Annotated in this window: 16 protein-coding genes; 8 read left to right on the forward strand and 8 right to left on the reverse strand. The window is 67.8% G+C overall.

Going from position 1 to position 17,777, the window contains the following annotated elements; all coding sequences use genetic code 11:
• Positions 1-3: 3 nt before the first annotated feature.
• From ACQPZZ_RS16640 to ACQPZZ_RS16665, 6 genes are all read left to right on the forward strand, one after another.
• A complete protein-coding gene (locus ACQPZZ_RS16640) occupies positions 4-921 on the forward strand; it encodes an NADP-dependent oxidoreductase (protein ID WP_432933012.1) in 918 nt (305 codons plus the stop codon).
• 396 nt (positions 922-1,317) lie between these two features.
• Positions 1,318-1,782, forward strand: a complete 465-nt coding sequence (locus tag ACQPZZ_RS16645) for a YkgB family protein (RefSeq protein ID WP_432934423.1) — start codon at positions 1,318-1,320, stop codon at positions 1,780-1,782.
• A gap of 39 nt (positions 1,783-1,821) precedes the next feature.
• Positions 1,822-1,965, forward strand: a complete 144-nt coding sequence (locus ACQPZZ_RS16650) for a hypothetical protein (RefSeq protein ID WP_432933013.1) — start codon at positions 1,822-1,824, stop codon at positions 1,963-1,965.
• 62 nt (positions 1,966-2,027) lie between these two features.
• On the forward strand, positions 2,028-2,687 hold the full coding sequence (locus tag ACQPZZ_RS16655; protein ID WP_432933015.1) for a TetR/AcrR family transcriptional regulator: 660 nt from the start codon (positions 2,028-2,030) through the stop codon (positions 2,685-2,687).
• A 272-nt stretch (positions 2,688-2,959) separates the two neighbouring features.
• The gene (locus ACQPZZ_RS16660; protein ID WP_432933017.1) at positions 2,960-4,873 is read left to right on the forward strand and encodes a glycoside hydrolase family 15 protein; all 1,914 of its coding nucleotides are present in this window, start codon (positions 2,960-2,962) and stop codon (positions 4,871-4,873) included.
• 41 nt (positions 4,874-4,914) lie between these two features.
• Positions 4,915-5,088: a hypothetical protein gene (locus tag ACQPZZ_RS16665; protein WP_432933018.1), complete on the forward strand. Its 174-nt coding sequence runs from the start codon at positions 4,915-4,917 to the stop codon at positions 5,086-5,088.
• A gap of 245 nt (positions 5,089-5,333) precedes the next feature.
• On the opposite strand, the gene ACQPZZ_RS16670 is transcribed toward ACQPZZ_RS16665, so the two are convergent.
• Positions 5,334-5,903: a TetR/AcrR family transcriptional regulator gene (locus ACQPZZ_RS16670; RefSeq protein WP_432933020.1), complete on the reverse strand. Its 570-nt coding sequence runs from the start codon at positions 5,901-5,903 to the stop codon at positions 5,334-5,336.
• Between the two features lie 78 nt (positions 5,904-5,981).
• On the opposite strand from ACQPZZ_RS16670, the gene ACQPZZ_RS16675 reads away from it, so the two are divergent.
• Complete coding sequence (locus tag ACQPZZ_RS16675; RefSeq protein ID WP_432933022.1) at positions 5,982-7,415, forward strand: MFS transporter; 1,434 nt, start codon at positions 5,982-5,984, stop codon at positions 7,413-7,415.
• 256 nt (positions 7,416-7,671) lie between these two features.
• Here ACQPZZ_RS16675 and ACQPZZ_RS16680 read toward each other — a convergent pair whose 3' ends face one another.
• The 6 genes from ACQPZZ_RS16680 to ACQPZZ_RS16705 all read right to left on the reverse strand — a co-directional run bounded on the left by ACQPZZ_RS16680 (position 7,672) and on the right by ACQPZZ_RS16705 (position 15,731).
• Positions 7,672-7,989: an Ig-like domain-containing protein gene (locus ACQPZZ_RS16680; protein WP_432933024.1), complete on the reverse strand. Its 318-nt coding sequence runs from the start codon at positions 7,987-7,989 to the stop codon at positions 7,672-7,674.
• Positions 7,908-8,561, reverse strand: coding sequence for a hypothetical protein (locus ACQPZZ_RS16685; protein WP_432933026.1), 654 nt, complete (start codon positions 8,559-8,561; stop codon positions 7,908-7,910). Before ACQPZZ_RS16685 ends, ACQPZZ_RS16680 begins: the two co-directional genes overlap by 82 nt.
• Before the next feature lie 213 nt (positions 8,562-8,774).
• A complete protein-coding gene (locus ACQPZZ_RS16690) occupies positions 8,775-11,657 on the reverse strand; it encodes an immunoglobulin-like domain-containing protein (protein ID WP_432933027.1) in 2,883 nt (960 codons plus the stop codon).
• 732 nt (positions 11,658-12,389) lie between these two features.
• Positions 12,390-13,058 carry a hypothetical protein gene (locus ACQPZZ_RS16695; protein ID WP_432933029.1) on the reverse strand — a complete coding sequence of 223 codons (669 nt, stop codon included), beginning with the start codon at positions 13,056-13,058 and terminating at the stop codon, positions 12,390-12,392.
• Between the two features lie 37 nt (positions 13,059-13,095).
• The gene (locus ACQPZZ_RS16700) at positions 13,096-13,986 is read right to left on the reverse strand and encodes a hypothetical protein (protein ID WP_432933031.1); all 891 of its coding nucleotides are present in this window, start codon (positions 13,984-13,986) and stop codon (positions 13,096-13,098) included.
• Positions 13,986-15,731 (reverse strand): hypothetical protein, encoded by a 1,746-nt coding sequence (locus ACQPZZ_RS16705; protein ID WP_432933032.1) that lies wholly within the window; start codon positions 15,729-15,731, stop codon positions 13,986-13,988. The genes ACQPZZ_RS16700 and ACQPZZ_RS16705 overlap by 1 nt, the downstream gene beginning before the upstream one ends.
• A 138-nt stretch (positions 15,732-15,869) precedes the next feature.
• Between ACQPZZ_RS16705 and ACQPZZ_RS16710 the strand changes: the two genes are divergently transcribed.
• A complete protein-coding gene (locus ACQPZZ_RS16710; RefSeq protein WP_432933034.1) occupies positions 15,870-16,592 on the forward strand; it encodes an NUDIX hydrolase in 723 nt (240 codons plus the stop codon).
• Positions 16,593-16,802: 210 nt separating this feature from the next.
• Here ACQPZZ_RS16710 and ACQPZZ_RS16715 read toward each other — a convergent pair whose 3' ends face one another.
• Positions 16,803-17,768, reverse strand: a complete 966-nt coding sequence (locus ACQPZZ_RS16715) for a ketopantoate reductase family protein (RefSeq protein ID WP_432933036.1) — start codon at positions 17,766-17,768, stop codon at positions 16,803-16,805.
• Between the last annotated feature and the right edge of the window lie 9 nt (positions 17,769-17,777).

Genomic DNA, 17,777 nt, shown 5'->3' on the forward strand with positions numbered 1-17,777 from the left:
CCCATGAAAGCGATCGTGGTGACGGACCAGGCTGCGGGGACGGCCGGGATGACGCTGGTGGAGCGGCCCGAGCCGCCGGCAGCGATAAACGACGTCGTCGTTGAGGTTCATGCGTCGGGCTTCGTCCCGACTGAGATGGCGTGGCCCTCGACCTGGACCGATCGCCGCGACCGTGACCGAACACCGTCGATCCCCGGGCACGAGCTGGCCGGAGTGGTCACCGCCCTCGGCTATGGCACGACGGGGCTGTCGGTGGGGCAACGGGTGTTCGGCCTCACGGACTGGCATCGCGACGGCACCCTGGCGGAGTATGTGGCCGTCGAGGCACGCAACCTCGCGCCGCTCCCGGGCGACGTCGACTTCACGGTGGGCGCGAGCCTGCCGATTTCGGGGCTGACCGCGTGGCAGGGACTGTTCGAGCACGGTCGCCTTCAGGCGGGGCAGAGCGTGCTCGTTCACGGCGCGGCCGGCGCAGTCGGGTCGATGGTGATGCAGCTCGCGCGTGAGTTCGGTGCGTACGTCATCGGCACCGGACGCGCCGCCGACCGTGAGAAGGCGCTCGACTTCGGCGCGATGGAGTTCGTCGACCTTGAAAACGACGCGCTGGAAGACGTCGGCGGCGTCGATCTGGTTTTCGATGTCATCGGCGGAGACATCCAGAAGCGGTCCGCGGGTCTGGTTCGAGCCGGAGGAACGCTGGTGTCCATCGTCGGGCCGCCCGAGGCGCGGCCTGTGGACGGCCTGGCGGTCGACTTTGTTGTCGAGGCCGATCGTGCCCAACTGGGTGAGATCGTCCGGCGGGTGCGTGACGGACGGCTACGGACGAACATCGGCACCATCGCAACCCTCGACGATGCCGTCGCGGCCGTGAATCCGACCGAGCGGATCACGGGGAAGACGATCATCCGCGTTCGTCCCTGACAACTCGGGGTGAGGGGGGAACCGCCATGACATCCGGCGACCTGGAGGGTCGGGTGAACCGTCCCGGCTTCGGTGGTGACCTCAGGGGTTGGTCGCAGCGGGTCCGCCGGGTGGTGTTGAGCGTAGTAGAGGGCTTCGTACTCACCCGACGGGATGGTGCCGGGGGAGTGCAGACGGGCGGTGTTGAACCACTCGGCCCATTCGGACGATGCCGAGGAGAGGTAGCGTGGTGGGCGGCGCCGCGGACACGGCCCGTCCGCGTGGTCGTTGCCACCACGCAGCAGTGTTCGGCGGTGGCCTCGACACCGATGGTGAAGCATGACCTGATGCTTGGCGTTGGCTGATGTTCCGAGTCCTGCACGGAGCGATATAGCCGACGCGGTAGGCGGGGACTTCATGAAGATATGCCGCATCGGAAAATTAGTGCATAGCATGGGGATTGCGACCATTCGATATGGACTCGTAATCAACCTTCTGGAGATCGGGCGAATAAAATTTGAAGACTACGAGGTAGAGAACATTCGTCCCCTCGTGACCTCAAGCCCCCCGCTCGCGTGGCTTATCGCCAGATTGGGGGAGAAGAAGGTCGCTAGATTGCTCGGCGTCACTGAGATCGTCGTGGGCTCGCTGATCGGAGCGAAACCCCTTGCGCCGAGAGCGTCAGCCCTCGGCAGCCTCGCCGCTGTCGGCATGTTCGCCACCACTCTCAGCTTCCTGGCTACGACGCCCGAGGCGTGGCAGGAGACACACGGGGAACCGAAGCTGTCTCTCGCGGGGCAGTTCCTGGTGAAGGACGTCGTGCTTCTTGGAGCCTCCTTGCTGACGGCCGCGGACTCCCTGCAAGCCGCCGAGCGCCGGTAGCTCAGGGCCTGGCGCGGCCCGGCGCAGATCGCCGCGCACATGCGCGGCCGGGTCCGTTCGGCCGAGCTCGCCCGGCGCACCGCCGCCGAGGAGTCCCTCGCCAACATCACCTTCGAGCACGGTGACGCCCAGGTCCACCCGTTGTCCTCGGGCCGCGAGGGAGCGCCCGCTCGCAGTCCGTAGGACCACCCGAGGTATGCGCGGGCTGGTTCGGTTCACATGCCTGCAGGTATAGGTTTGGCATCATGGCTGGTCGAGGGTCGGAGAAAGATCCTCCGCGACGTACCGCGCGCGGCGCAGCTACTCGCGAACGCATCGTCGCGACCACCGCGGACTTGATGCACAGGCAAGGGGTCGCGGCGACGACTCTGGATCAGGTGGTGGGCACCTGCGGCGTCAGCAAGTCACAGCTATATCACTACTTTCCCGACAAAGAGGCGCTGGTCGCCGAAGTGATCGCAGCACAGGCGAACCGCGTGCTCTCCGATCAGAAGCAGATGCTTGAGCAGCTGTGCACGATGCAGGAGCTCGAGAAGTGGCGTGACGCGCTGGTCGCAGGCCTGGGCAAGGGCGGCTACCGATGCCCGATCGGCTCACTGGCCAACGAGCTCGCCGGCCGCTCCGATTCTGCTCGCCGTAAGCTTTCGGGCGCCTTCGCCACGTGGACAGGCGATCTGGCGAGCGCCTTCGCTCGCCTGCAGGAGAGCGGTGAACTGAGCTCCGAGGTCGCCGCGGAGGACCTCGCCCTCGAGGTGGTCGCGGCGCTGCAGGGCGGTTATCTGCTCGCGGAGACCATGCAGGACGAACAGCCCTTCGTGCTCGCCCTCGACATGGCGCTGGGCTGGGTCAAGGCTCATGCGAGGGCGGATCGCCAGAAACGATCAGCGACAGGTCGTCCGGGTTGAGGGAATCCCGATGTTTTTAGGACACGATGAGATCGACCTGGTCTTCTCGAGGGCCGCGTTAGACGATCTCATTCCCGGGAGCGTCTCAGTGTCGCTTCCATACCCTTGTACGCGACCTTCCCGGCATGGCAAGGCCGCGGCGGGGGCAGCGACTCATATTGGCGTGCCCGCGTACGGGAGGGTGATGCGCCAATCGGGTGCCGCTTGAGAAACGTGTGATCTCGGGCGGGCGAGCGCTCCATTTTCATGCCTTTACCGCGATTTTCCGGCCCGTGCGTAACATCGTCGTCTTCTCCGGGTATCGGGCGCTGATGAGCACCACGCCCATCGCCGACCTCGCGTTGGTGTCCGATCGTCATTCCGCCGGCCTGATCAGCCGGGACGGATCGGCCGAGTGGCTGTGCTTCCCCTGGTTCGACAGGCCGTCCGTCTTCGCCCGCCTGCTGGACGACGAGGCTGGGCACTGGGCGATCCGCCCCGCCGTTCCGTACGAGACGACGCGCCGCTACCTACCGCAGACAATGGTGCTGGAGACCACCTTCCACACCGGGAGCGGCACGGTCGTTCTCACCGACGCCCTGCTCACCGGACCGGACGACGGCGGCCACCGGCTCGGCGTCGGTGTGCCGCACCTGCTCGCCCGACGGGTGTCCGGCCTCCACGGCGAGGTGCCGATGGAGATCGAATACCGGCCCCGGCCGGAATACGGCCTGATCTACCCCACCCTGTCCGTCGTCGACGGCGGTGTGACCGCCCGCGGCGGCGCCGAGTGGCTCGTGCTGACCACGCCGGTCCCCCTCGGTATCGGCGACTGCAGCGGATACGGCGTGTTCACGGTGAGAGAGGGCGAGACACGGCACTTCGGGATGCACCGCTCGACCCTGCAGGAGACACCCGCGCGGGTGTGGGACCAGGCGGAACTGGCGGCCCGGCTGGACGACACGATCGTCGCCTGGCAGTCGTGGTCCAGCCTCCACCAGGCCTACGACGGCCCGTGGCACGACCTGGTGCACCACAGCGGGCGGGTGCTGCAGGCGCTGTCCTTCCAGCCCAGCGGCGCGATCGTCGCGGCCGCCACGACATCGCTACCCGAATGGGCCGGTGGCGAGCGCAACTGGGACTACCGGTACACCTGGGTACGGGACGCGTCACTGACCATGGGCGCCCTGTGGGTCGCGGCCTGCCCCGACGAGGCGAGCGACTTCTTCGCCTTCCTCACCACCGCAGCCCCATCCCTGGACAAGGACCGCGCGCTGCAGATCATGTTCGGCGTCCGCGGCGAGCACGACCTGACCGAGCGGACCCTTCCGCACCTGCGCGGCTGGCGTGGCAGCCGACCGGTACGCGTCGGAAACGACGCGTGGAACCAGCGGCAGATCGACGTGTACGGCGAGTTGCTCGATGCGGCCATGCGCCTCGAACACCAGATCGGCGACATCGACGACGACGTCCGGCGCTTCCTCATCGCCTGTGCCGACACCGCCGCCGAACGCTGGACGGAAAAGGACCAGGGCATCTGGGAGATACGCGGGGAGCCACGCGACTTCCTGTATTCCAAGCTGATGTGCTGGGTGGCGCTGGATCGCGGCATCGCCCTCGCCGGCCTCCTACGGGCGCAGGATCATGTGGAGTCCTGGCGGCGGACCCGGGCCGAGATCCGCGACACTCTGCTGCGCGAGGGCTGGAACGACCGGGTGGGGGCGTTCACGCAGGCCTTCGGCTCCGACGAGCTGGACGCCAGCGCCCTCATGGTGCCGATCATCGGCTTCCTGCCCGCCGGCGACCCGCGGGTGCTGGCCACGATCGACGCGGTCGCGGAGCGGCTCACCGACGACCAGGGCCTGGTCTACCGTTACCGCACCGGGGACGGCATCGACGGCCTCGCCGGCGAGGAGGGCACCTTCCTGCTGTGCTCGTTCTGGCTGGCGCAGGCGCTCGCCATGTCCGGGCAGATCGGCCGGGCCAGGGAGGCATTCGAGCGAGCCGCCGCGTACGCCAACGACGTGGGCCTGCTGGCGGAGGAGGTCGACCCCGGGAGCGGCGAGCTGCTCGGCAACTTCCCGCAGGCGTTCAGCCACATCGGGCTCATCAACGCCGCCTGGGCCATCGACGAGGCCGAACGAAGCGTACGGGCAGGCGGGGTGACCGGCGCGGGCCGCGGGAACGGCAGTGCGCAGATGGCGTGAGGTCACCGCCGAGGTCGCCGGCGTCCCACAGAATGGACAGCATGGAGCCGACGATCCGCGGCCAGGTCAACGGGCAGATCGTCCGGACGGTCTGGCGGCGGCTGGGCGTTGAGGGCCGTGCCCGCATCGAGGCGTTGCTGGTGGTCGGGCCGGGCGGCAAGAGTGACCTGGACCGGTTGGCCTGCTCCAACGTCTCACGTATCTCGAACGACTGAATCAGGCCGGTCGTGTTGAGCAGGCGCCGGAGGAACGCCGGTGGCGCACCCGAAATCCACGTCGAACACGATTCCCGCAGTTCAGGTGCGACCGCAGGAGGCGATGGCGTGGTGCCCAGGCACTTGAGGTGGGCGTGGGCGAGGGGGGCTGAGCCGGGCGACGTCCTTGACCGGGACGCCCTGGGCGCGTAGCTCGTCGACGGTGGTCGACAGGTAGCTGCTGTCCCACAGCTCGACGGGCTGGATCAGGCGAGCAACCGGTCGACCAGCCCGTCGAGGTAGTCAGGGGTGAGCGGGACCGCGCCGAACAGGACGCGCATGTAGATCGGCGCAAGGAGATGGTCCAGCACCTCCAGCGCCTCAGGCGGGTCCTCGCCGCGCTCGCGGGCGCGGTCGAGCATGGCCTGCAACTGCCTGGTGCGGTCGGCCAGGAGTTCGTCGCGCGCCTGAAGGCCCTGCTGACCCTCGCCTGTCAGTGAGACGGTCAGTCGCACCAACGCCAGGCCGTCGGGTCCGGTGACCTCGCGGGCCACGATGGCGGCGTAGGTGCGCAGATCGCCGGCCAGGCTGCCGGTGTCGGGCATCGGCGCCTGTGCGTTGAGCCGGGTCAGCAGCACATCGCCGAGCAGGGCCTGGAGGTTGCCCCAGCGGCGGTAGAGGCTGGTGTCGGCCACGCCCGCGCGGGCCGCGATGTCGCCGATGGTGAAGTTTCCGTAGCCGCGCTCGCTGACCAGGTCGGTAACGGCCTGGTGCACCGCAGCGCGGACCCGGGCGCTGCGTCCGCCGGGCCGCCTGGCTCGCCCCTGCTCATCCATACCCTCACCTTAACGCAGTCCAGACTTGCGTTAGAGTCTCCCTAAACGCAGTCATCGACTGCTTTAGGAAGGATGTACGTGAAAGCGTTGCTCACCCTGACCTGCGCAGGTCAGTTCATGGTGCTGCTCGACAACACGATCGTCGGCGCCGCCCTGCCCGACATGCAGGAGCGGCTTCACACCGGGCTGACCGGCCTGCAGTGGATCGTCGACGCCTACGTGCTGCTGGTGGCCATGCTGCTGCTGTCGGGCGGCGTCTTCGCCGACCGGTTCGGCCGCAGGCGGGTGTTCCTGGCCGGGGTGGTGGTGTTCACGGCCGCGTCCGTGGTGTGTTCGCTCGCGCCCTCGATGGGCTGGCTGATCGCCGGGCGGGTGCTGCAGGGCGTCGGGGCCGCGGCGCTGAGCCCCGCCTCACTGGCACTGCTCGCCGCCGCGTACCCCGCTCCGAGGGAGCGCGTCAGAGCGATCGGGTTGTGGGCCGGGTTCAGCGGCATCGGCCTGGCCGCAGGACCGCTGGCGGGCGGGATCCTGGTGGAGTCCTTCGGCTGGCCCGCCATCTTCCTGGTCAACGTGCCCATCGGGGTGGTTCTGCTACTGGCAGGGCTGCGCGTGCTGGGAGAGTCCCGCAACCCGGGCGCACCGCCGATCGACGTCCCCGGCACGGTCCGGTCCGTCGCGGGCGTTGGCGCTGTGACCTACGGCCTGATCGAGGGCGGATCCCGAGGGTGGACTTCGCCGGTGATCCTGGGCAGCTTCGCCGCCGGGCTGGTGTTCCTGTCCGCGTTCGTCGTGGTCGAGGGTCGTGTGCCGACGCCGATGCTGCCGCTGCGGCTGTTTCGTCAGCGGCTGTTCACGGTGTCCAACACGGCGATGGTCGTGGTCGGGTTCGCGCTGATGGGGTCGTCGTTCTTCTTCTCCCAGTTCTTCGTCTACGTTCAGGGCACTTCGATCCTGGTCGCCGGGCTACGGACCCTGCCCGTCTCGCTGGCCATGGTGATCGTCAGCCCGTACGCGGGCCGGTACGCGGCCAGGTACGGCTTCCGCGCCGTCGTCGGCATCGGTCTGGCCCTGGCCGGGCTGGGGCTGCTGGCGCTGGGCTTCGTCCACGCCGATACCGGCTACGGCAACGTGTGGTGGCGGCTGGCGGTCGTCGGCATCGGGTTCGCTCTCACCATGTCGCCGCTGACCGGGGCCGCCATCCAGGCGGTCAGCCCGCAGGAGGGCGGCCTCGCCTCGGGCGTCAGCAGCACCACCCGGCAGATCGGCGCGGTGCTCGGCGTGGCGGTGCTCGGGGCGATCGTCCACACGCGGGAGTCCGGCGGCGCCTCCTTCGAATCCGGCCTCAACAGCGCCTTCCTCGCGGCCGGTGCCGCGACGCTGGCCTGCGCCGTGTTCACCGGCCTGTGGCTGACCACAGCCCGGACGCCGAGGGACGTCCCGGCCGCACAGTCAGGAGGCCGAGCGGTCAGTGAACCGCTGCTGACGGCTCCTCCCAGCCGGCTCACGTCTTGAGCCGCCCGGCGTAGGTCTGCTGGGTCATTCGCAGTCCTTCGGTGCCGTAGAAACACCCCGAAGCGGCGGGTCGTCGGGGTCGCCGGTGTCGGCATCATCGACAGCACCGGCAACGGGGCCGACGCCTTGGTCGACGCCATGCTGTCGGACACAGGCTCGTCTCTAGGATCCCCCACAACAACTGGGCGGGCCGACGAGGGTGAGCTCGCCGGCCCGCCCGGGCCGTTCCTGGCGGGCCGAGCCCGCCACCTGCCGGCTACCGCACCGTCAACTTCTGGTGGTCGGCGGCGTGGGGCTGGTAGGTCGGGTTGCCGGAGTAGGCAACGTGGACCGGGTAGACCCCGCGCTGCAGATCGGCGGTCCGCAGTGTGACGGCGGCCTCGCCGTCCGCCAGTGACACGACCTGCTCGGTGCCGCCGAAGGTGACGGTGACCTCGCCGGTCGGGGTCGGAGCGTCCTTCTTCTGCGCGCCCGCCGGCCCAACAGTGACGTTCAGCTTGAATGTGTCCCCGCGGACAACCGACGCCGGCGCGGTCTTCGCCTTGACCTTGACGGCGGCCGGGCCGGAGGGCACCTCGACCGACGCGTACCTTCCGACGCCTTCAGGTAGTCGACGCCGAGGTACTCGGCCTTGAGCGTCTGGGCACCCGCGGGCAGACCCGTCGGCAGCGTGACCGTGGCCGCGCCGTCCTTCAGGTAGGCGGTCTTCGACCACGAGCCGATGCTGAACCGCACCTGACCGCCGGTCTCGAACCCGTCGGCCGCCTTGACCGTGGCGGTGGCCGTGGTCGTCTGGGCCCCGCTCGCGTACGGCTCGACAGCCACCTTCGTGGTGGTCGTGACGTCGCTGTTCGGGATCTTGCGGATGTCGTTCCACTCGCGGAGGGTGAGCGGGATCACGGTGCCGTGACGCGGACGCACGACGCCCGCGTTGGTCATCGTGAGCGGCTTGGCGTTCCAGGTCGGAGCCTCGATGTTGTCGTGGCACGCGGCCTGGTAGCCACCACCGTTCGTGTACCGGTCACCCCAGAGGTAGAACTGGCCGGGGCAGGAGGTGTCACCGGGGTTGGCCTTGAAGATGATCGGCCCTTCGTACCCCTGGTTGGCGACCCACGTCGTGCGCCCCAGAGCCGGAGCGACCAACATCCGAGTTCCAGCAACGCGGCATGATCGGGAGCTCTGCGGATGCCTGCGACGCCGCTCTGCTGCGACGCGCTATGGGGGATCGTCGCGACCCGGTGATCGGTGTGGATTGTTCCGGTCACCGGGTCTTCATGCGACATCGATCTAGGGGGACGGGGCCGACCGGTACGCGACCGGCCCCGGGTCAGTAGCGGGAATGCGCCGTGGCCGGTCGGGTTAGGCGCAGTTGATGGCGGTGTAGGAGGAATCGTAGGTCGAGGTGACCTGCCGGCCATCGATCGTCGCGGTCGCCGTCACGGTCGCCGTGCCCGTGGCGATCTGCCCGGCCCTGGTGTTGAAGGACTGGTAGGCCTGCTTGCCTTGGGCGACGCCGGCCACGGCCTTCGAACCGTAGGGGGTGGTCAGCGTCACGTTCGCCGGCACGGCGGCCTTGTTGACCGCGGTCACGGCCACGTACGCCGTGGTGCCCACGCAGCGGGCGGTGGCGGTCACGGTCAGCGCGAGCTCCGGAGCGACCGGCACCGTGAACGACGCCGCAGCTTCCGACGCCTTCAGGTAGTCGACGCCGAGGTACTCGGCCTTGAGCGTCTGGGCACCCGCGGGCAGACCCGTCGGCAGCGTGACCGTGGCCGCGCCGTCCTTCAGGTAGGCGGTCTTCGACCACGAGCCGATGCTGAACCGCACCTGACCGCCGGTCTCGAACCCGTCGGCCGCCTTGACCGTGGCGGTGGCCGTGGTCGTCTGGGCCCCGCTCGCGTACGGCTCGACAGCCACCTTCGTGGTGGTCGTGACGTCGCTGTTCGGGATCTTGCGGATGTCGTTCCACTCGCGGAGGGTGAGCGGGATCACGGTGCCGTGACGCGGACGCACGACGCCCGCGTTGGTCATCGTGAGCGGCTTGGCGTTCCAGGTCGGAGCCTCGATGTTGTCGTGGCACGCGGCCTGGTAGCCACCACCGTTCGTGTACCGGTCACCCCAGAGGTAGAACTGGCCGGGGCAGGAGGTGTCACCGGGGTTGGCCTTGAAGATGATCGGCCCTTCGTACCCCTGGTTGGCGACCCACGTCGTGCGCCCCAGAGCCGGAGCGACCAACGTCCAGTTGTTGATGTTGCTGTCCAGGAAGTCGGTGTGCTTCTCCGAGAAGATGTCCGAGCCCTGGTTGCCGGCCTCGTTCTTGGTCACGCGGTAGTAGTGGTCACCGACCCGGATCGCGGTCGTGTCGATCCGCGACAGAGGGGCCGGGTTCTGCCAGACCTTGGGAGCGGAGAACGTCTGGAAGTCGCGCGTCGTGGTGTACCACATCTGCGCGTTCCCCTGACCGGTGCGGTTCACGGGGTCGTTCCACAGCGACTGTGCCCAGAACACGGCGTAGGCGCCGATCTCCTCGACCCACAGCGACTCGGGTGCGAAGGCGTTGCCCGCGTTGTCGGGCGCGACTTTCACATGCCGCTGAGGAGTCCAGTGCACGAGGTCGTGTGACTCGAACACCTCGATGTACTGGGTGTCGTTGATGGCGTATCCGCCCTGGTCGTACCAGTTCAGGTCGGTGGCGATCATGTAGAACGTGTCGCCGTCGGGTGAGCGGACGATGTGCGGGTCACGAAGGCCCTGGTCGCCCAGCTGGGAGATGAGCGACGGCCGGCCTCCGGTCAGACCGGTCCAGTCCAGGGCGGTGTTTCCGTTGGACGTCGCGAACATGATCTGCTCGCCGTCGGCGATCCCCTCGCCCTTGAAGTACCCCAGGAAGTACCGCTCGTACTCCTCGGAACGGGGCATGGCGGTGATGGTCACCGGGAACGACTTCGTCTTCGAGGCCGAGCCCTTGGTGATGGTCGCCGTCAGGACGGCCTCGACATCCGCACGGCCGAAGGCCGGGCGGGTCACCTTACCCGTCGGGGTGACGAGGTCGGAGGTCGACTTCCAGGTGATCGTGGATCCGAACTCGCCGGTGGCAGGAAGGTTGATGTTTCCGCGCACGTCGTCGGTGGCGTGCAGGGTCAGGTCGAACGTGTCACGGTCGACCGCCTGCGCGTCGTTGAACTGGGCCTTCACCACAATGGGGATCTCCCGTGTGGTGACCTCTTGGGCGCCCTTGCGGACAGTCGCCGTGAGCGTGGCTGTCGCGTCGGGCTGCCCCTGCGCGGGCCGGGTGATCTTGCCGATCACCGCGACCTTGCGTGCGCTGGCGACGGCTGGCGGGGTGTAGACCTCGACGACCGACGGGTCCGAACTCGTCCACGTGATGGTCGAGCCCGCCACGGAGCCCACCTTGGGCAGAACGATGTCGCGTACGATCGCACTGGTCAGGCCGAGGTCGATGGCGGCGGCGTCGGCGCGAACGCCATCGGAGACGGTCTTCTTCGCCAGGGCGAGCGTCTCGTCGAGGCTGACTGCCCGGTCGTAGACCCGGAAGTCCCGGATCGTTCCGCGGAACGAGTAGTGGCCCGACGTCTGCGAGCGAGCGAGGAAGTTGCAGTTGGTCCCCGCGGCGTTCACCGACGGCGGCGTGGTCAGGTTCGTTGCCGTCGCGTGCTGCACGCCGTCGAGGTAAAGCGTGCCGGTCCAGCTCGTGCCGTTCGGGTTCAGCGACTGCGTGTAAGTGACGTGCGTCCAGGCTCCCTCGGTCATCCGGACGCGGTTCTGCTGGAGGTTCGCCGAACCCACCGCGACGCGGAACCGCTGGGTGTTCGACGCGAAGATGGAGCCCTGGGCGCCGGTGTCGACGTCGCATGAGCCCGACTTCGCGCCGAAGCCCCACATCTGGTGCTCGCCGACGTTCGCCGGGTCGATCCACACGTCATAGTCGACGGTGAGGTTCGACATGCCGGCGGTGATGTTGTTCGGCAGCGCCACGTACGCACCGTCGAGGGCGCCCTCGTAGGAGTCGGGGTTGAACCTGACTCCATCGCCGGTCAAGGTCGCCTTCTCCGGATGCACGAGCGTGGCGTTCGCCGCCGAGCCCGCGCTACCCGAGTTGACCAGCGTCGTCCCACCGGTCTCGTCGAGGGCGAAGTGGTGCACCAGACCCTCGTTGAGCTCGTCCTCGGCAGCGTGCGAGGGCGTCGCCGCGAACGAGACCGAGACAAGCGCACCCAGCACCAGGCCCGCGACACCTCTACCCTTGCGACTCAGCCTGTGGCGCGACCTTTGCTGTCGCCCTCTCAATTGATCCTCCTTGATACGGTCGCTGTGGACACGTGGGGCACGGCCTCGTTCGAGGCGGGGCCGACCGCAGGCGCGGGAGAGGCGAAGCCCGAAAGGGTGGTCAGCGTGCCGGCGAGGCCCAGTGTGATCAGGCCTGGTCGAGCGCTCCGACGAGTCGAGGGCAGCACAGACAAAGGTTCACCTCGCTGTGAGATGTGGGGGGTGGCGTTAACTGGGGGGATGGGGCTATATGTCGCAGGTGTCCGGGTCTTGAGTGCAGACCCTAACCTCCAGCCCCAGTGAAAGATAGCGCTAACATGAGTAAACTTTGCCAGTGGACTGATGAAAGCTACGTGAGGCCTGGATAAAGGTCCCAACGCGAAGCTGGTTGCCGGCCGCCTGTTGCTCGCCGCATCACCTGCTCAGGCCGGCGCAGACGGCCGGTGCGACGAGTGGAACGGCGTCGGACGGGTCACGGTAAGCAGGGACCGCCAGCACATCGAGGTATGCCATCTCCGCCGCGACGACGTGACGTTTCACGTAGCGAGCCGGCCCGGAACCTGGTGGGGCACCGCACCCGACCGGCTCAACCGGTATCTTCGCGCGAGCCGGGCGTAGACCCGGCCTGCGACGACTGGATCGACAACGCCATCCCGGCCGTGCTCGCGCAGTCTCGGCCGATTCTTCCTATGGGGATCGCTTCGACGGTGCTGGGCGGCTGTGCTCCCACGCGGTCGTGAAGAGGAGGAGTGCGTAGTCGTATATGAGGCCGGGCCGGTGGGCGAGGAGGCAGGGAGAGTTTCGTCCGTGTTCGGACTGTTGGTAGATAGTGAGGTACGCGACGTTGTCGGTGACGATGACGCGGTGCAGGTTGGGCAGGTCGTAGAACCGCAGTGAGACGTGTTCGCGATGCCTGGCTACTTCCGTGACATAGGCGGCGTTGATATGTACTTGCTCGGCGAGTATTCCGGGGGAGAAGCCCAGGTCCACGCGGCGCATCTCGGCTTCCCTGCGAGAGAGCCAGGAGTCGCGGCCGAGGTCGGGGTCGGGCAGGAGAACCTGAATGCTTTCGTAACGACTGCCCGCTGCCTGCCACAGGGCGGCGAATCCATCTCGTGTCAGCTCGTTTCCGCGTCCGGCGAGAACGCGTACCCAGCGAGCGCGGGATAATTCGGCCGCCAGTTCCCGAGAAGCATGCCGTTGGTGTGGAAAGACACGGCGGACTCCGAGGCCCGTGAGCCGGGACAGGAGCATGACCGGCCACTGGCGGGACCGCGCGGAAAAAAGCCATCCGCCGATGACGGTGATCGCGGTCGCGAACAGAGAACTGACCACGCCCAGCGTGAACGCATCCACGTTCGCCTCCTTATGGCCGGTTGGGAGGAGGCGCGTGTCAGCGCCCGTCGACCGCCAGGTAGGGGAGCAGGCTGCGCAGGACCATTGCCGCACGGTATGCGGCGAGACCCTGTTCGGCATCGTCCTTCCGCCGGCTGGCGTCGTCGGAGATCCCACGTATGACGGCCCAGCCGTTGACGGCGTCGGGACCGTCTTGCTCGTGGAACGCCTGCATGAGGCCGCCGGCCTCCATGTCCACGGCGAGGATCTTGTCGTTGAACGCCTTCAGATATCTGATGATCTCCGATTCGGCATCGGCGATCACCGCGTCGCCCGAGCCGATCGGCCCGGTGTGCACCCGGTAGTCATGAACGGCGCCGTCGTCGCCGGTGCTCACGAGATGGGCAGGCTCGCCGTGGTCGGTGAAGTAGGAGTTGACGGCGTGGCTGACGGCGGCGGGCGCCTCCTTCTCCTCGCCTCTGTGCCGCCGCCCGTCGGGTGTTTCCTTGCGGAGGTCGTAGTAGACGACCTGGGTGGTCACCACGACGTCGCCGATCGGGAGTTCGGGGTCGATGGCACCGGCGATCCCGGTCAGCACGACGACCGCCGGGTTGTAGTGCCGCCGGAGATGGTCGAAGGCCATGACGGTCGACCGCTGTCCCTGAGCCAGGGCGCGGATCGCGGCGACCCGGATGACGTCGCCCCGGGCGTCCACTTCTCCTTCCCAGAAGGGGAGCCCACCTGACGGGGCCCGGTGCAGGCCCAGCACGCGATGGACGGCTGTGGCCTCGTTTCCCTTGACGGTGATCACGCCCACGTCGGCGCGTCTGGCCTGTTCCTGGCCCTTCCCACGGTCCGCCGACAGCATGACCCTCGCTCCGTGTCCGATGGCGGATTGGCTGATCTGGGTGGTTCCGCCGTAGTTCACGACGCCGCTGTTGTCGCGCATCACTGGACTCCATCCAAGGCTGGGGGTTGCTGAGAGGCTCCGCCGGGATCGTCGCGAACATCCGCGCGGACCTGGGAGTTCGTGCCGACGGCCGACTGGTTGATCTCGGTCCTGCCGCCCATGTTGAGCACGCCGGTGTTGATGATGCTCAGTGCCTTCTTCTTGAACGCGGAGGTGTCGATCCCGCGCTTGCCGAGGAAGTCTTCGACCGCCGTCAACAGGCGTTGTTCGATGAGTTTCACGTGGTCGTGAATGATCACCTTGTCGAGCTGTGCGTACTTCCACGGGGTCGACTTGAGTTCCCGAACGCTCAGGCGGGCCCCGATCGCCATTCCGCGCCGTGGCCTGAGCATGCGGTTCTTGCGGGCGCGTACGGCAGTCACCAGCAGCACAGGAGCTTCGGCCAGGCGCCCGATTCCGGCGACTTCAGCCGGCATGTTGCAGAACCTGCGCAGGGTGGAGCGCAGCACGGCGATCACGCCGGTCTCGCCGTACCCATCGAGCCGGTGATACTCGGTGGGGGTGCGGGTCAGCGCGCACGCGGCGAAGTCGAGGCTGAGCGCCCGGCCCTTGACGGTCACCCGGAGGAATACCGTCGTGACCAGTTCCCCGGTGGCGCCGGCACCGATTTCGAGGAAGTGGTGGACGTCCCCGTAGGGGTTGTCTATGACCCCGTTGATGTGGTGTTCGTCGGGAGGTTCGCGAAGCCACTCGGAAAACGGCTGTACGTCGGCCTCGGCGACGTACAGCCGGTCGTTCATGAAGAAGCCGCGCAGTCCTTTGGGGTCGTGGTCATCGCTCAGCGGCCGCATCGCCTCCCTCAGATGCTCGACCAGCTCGTGAGCCTCGAAAGACGGGGCAGATCGCTCTCGATCACGCATCGGTATGTGCCGATCGGCCTCCGGCTCAGGGTTCGGGCCCAGAAGTTGGACGGTGAGCGGGGGAAGCCATCGGTGGACGAGCTCGCCGCTGCCGACGAACGGGCTCTCGCCCTCGTCGATCAGGTCGATGCCGGGCAGCCTCAGGGAGAACTCGTCCCGGTCGCTCTCCTCTTCGGGCGGCGAGGGCCTGCGGTAGACGACATAGGGATGACTTTGCTGGTCGTCGATCGTCTGCTGCCGGCGGCTCAGTCGCCGGGGACGCAGCCCGTCGACCTCGCGCACTCCGTACACGTGATTGAGGCACAACTGCTCGGCCATCCCCCTCCCGGCTACGAAGACGATGACCGGTACGGCGAGCAGCGCGGCCGCATCGATGAGCTCGTCGAACGGAATATGAGAGATTCCGGCTACCAGGGGTGGCGTCAGAGCGAGCACGACGCATCCGACTCCGTTGAGCCGGAGGAGGCGCGTCTGCTGACGCAGCTCGTCCGCTTCGCTTCTCCATCTCGTCCGCTGGAGCCACCTGTCCGCCGCCGCCTTCGCGTGGAGGGGAAGCACCGCCAACGCGGTTTTGGCCAGTGCGCGAGCCTGGTGCCACAGGGTCAGCCAGCAGATGACGGTGACGACGGCGGGCAGGTTGACGCGGAGACCGACGGCGAACGCCGTGAGCACGCCCGCGTGTTGCATGGTCTCCAGAGCCCAGGCCCTCCACGCCTGATGAACAACGGAGACCAGGTCGAAGCGGTAGGAGGGGGCGATCATGCGTGTGGTGTCGTTGTAGACCTGTCGCAGAAGAACCCCGCGGAACTCGGGGTCGAAGTAGGCTCCGGCGCACAGATGACTGGTCGCGAGGTCCTTCCTCACGGCATCGCCGTGACCGTGCCGGCCAGGTGTCCCTTCTCCACGGGCCATGCCATCCTCCCAGCCGTTGTTTAGGTCTGATTGACCTTAAGTCGCTCCCCAATTTTGGGTCAAGGTGACCTTTAGTGCTACGGTGAGCGAGTGACCGAAAGATCTGGCCGACGCCCGGCGGCTCAGGTCACTGTGACGGTGGATCTAGTGATCTTCACTGTCCGGCAGGATCAGCTGCAGGTCCTGCTAATCGAACGTGGCAACGAGCCGTACCTGGGCCATATGGCGTTACCGGGCGGGTTTGTCCGTGATGGTGAGACCCTGGACGATGCCGCACTTCGCGAACTGAGCGAGGAGACGGCACTCGATGGCCGCAAGCTCCATCTGGAGCAGCTGCACACCTACAGTGACCCCTCGCGTGACCCCCGTGGGAGGGTCATCACCGCGGCCTACCTAGCCCTCGGCCCGGATCTCCCTCTTCCCGTCGCGGGTACGGACGCGATGGCGGCTCATTGGACACCCGTCGCGGTAGCCCTCGATGAGGGCATGCCGCTAGCGTTCGACCACGCCGCGATCCTGTCTGACGGGCTGGAGAGAGCCAGGACGCAACTCGAGCACACAACGGTGGCTGCCGCCTTCTGCCCCGAGCCTTTCACTGTCGGCGAGCTGCGCCGCATCTACGAAGCGGTGTGGGGCTTCAAGCTCGACCCCAGCAACTTCCGCCGGAAGGTCACGCGAACGGAGGGTTTCCTGAAACCTACCGGCGAGCGGCGCATTCCGGATATCGGGCGTCCTGCAGCGCTCTACCGACGCGGCCCGGCGTCACTCCTGATTCCGCCACTGCTGCGGACCGGGGAGGGTTCCTTCCCCTGACCGCGATGTTGCTCCGATCCGTACGGAGGCACGCGCCCCATGTTGTTCCATGGGGCGTGCAGGACGGGGAGGACGCGTTGGTGGTCGAGCCGGGGGTGCAGGCCGGCCGTAGTCGCCGGGCTGCGTCATCGTGTCGGTGTCCCTCCCTTGAGTGACGATCCCGATGTAAGGAGCCGCGATGGACCACCGGGACCGGCAACATCGGTGAATTCAGCCTCGACTCGTCTCCTCACGGGCGAAGTTCGGTTCCGCCGCTTCCAGTCGCGGTACCGAGATGCCCAACCGTCGTGCTTCGGCCAGGGTGTCCCGGCAGACCTCACGCGGCTCCTCGGCCTCGGGGTCGGAGTGCGCCGCGAAACTCACGCGCAGGGGCGCGACGTGAGCGGTCAGCCAGGCGAGCGCGGGGGCCGTCAGCCAGGTGGGCGCACGGAACAGCAGCACAGCGCCCCGGTGACGTCGCAAGTCGACGCCGCGCGCCTCGAGGAGCGGCAGAAGCTCGCGGCCGGCCAGCAGCCCCTCGCGCAGGTCGCCCGTCGCTCCGGCCAATTCGGACAGGGAACCCAGCCGCAGGCCCTGCGAGAACAGGCCGGCATCCGACACGAAATGGACCCACAGCCAGCCGCGGAAGTCAGGCCGCTCCTTGAGCCGGAGCCCGGCCTCACGAAACGTCTGGCGCACGGCCCGCTCGCGGCCGGTCGGGGGCCGGCCGAGAGTGCCGAAGACGACCGACGGCAGCAGCATCCCACGGAGCACGCCGTCCGCGCCGAAACCGCCACCGGCCTGGGGAAAGCCCCAGGCGATCCGGTCGGCAGGAAGTGCGCCGATCGCGGCCGGCGGCTCGGCCCAGATGTTGCCGAAGATCAGCACCGTGGCCTGGCCGACACGCGGGGACAGGAAGGCCGTCGCCTCCGCGAGGCGGTGGTGCGGCACGCTGAGCACGATCAGGTCGAAGTCGTGGTCCGGCTCCAGCGCCTCGCGGTAGCGCACCGGCCACCTCTCGACGACGCGCTGCCCCCACATCCGGCGCCGCGTATCGAACAGGTCGAGGTCCACCGCTTCTCCGTACGTCGCGGCCCGGCCCGGCCGGACGTAGAACTCGACGTCATGCCCGGCCTGTTGCAGGACCCAGCCGTAGATGGTGGCGATCACACCTCGGCCGAACATCAGGATCTTCACGCTGCACCT

It is taken from the genome of Microbispora sp. CA-135349 (assembly GCF_050947365.1).
Lineage (GTDB): Bacteria > Actinomycetota > Actinomycetes > Streptosporangiales > Streptosporangiaceae > Microbispora.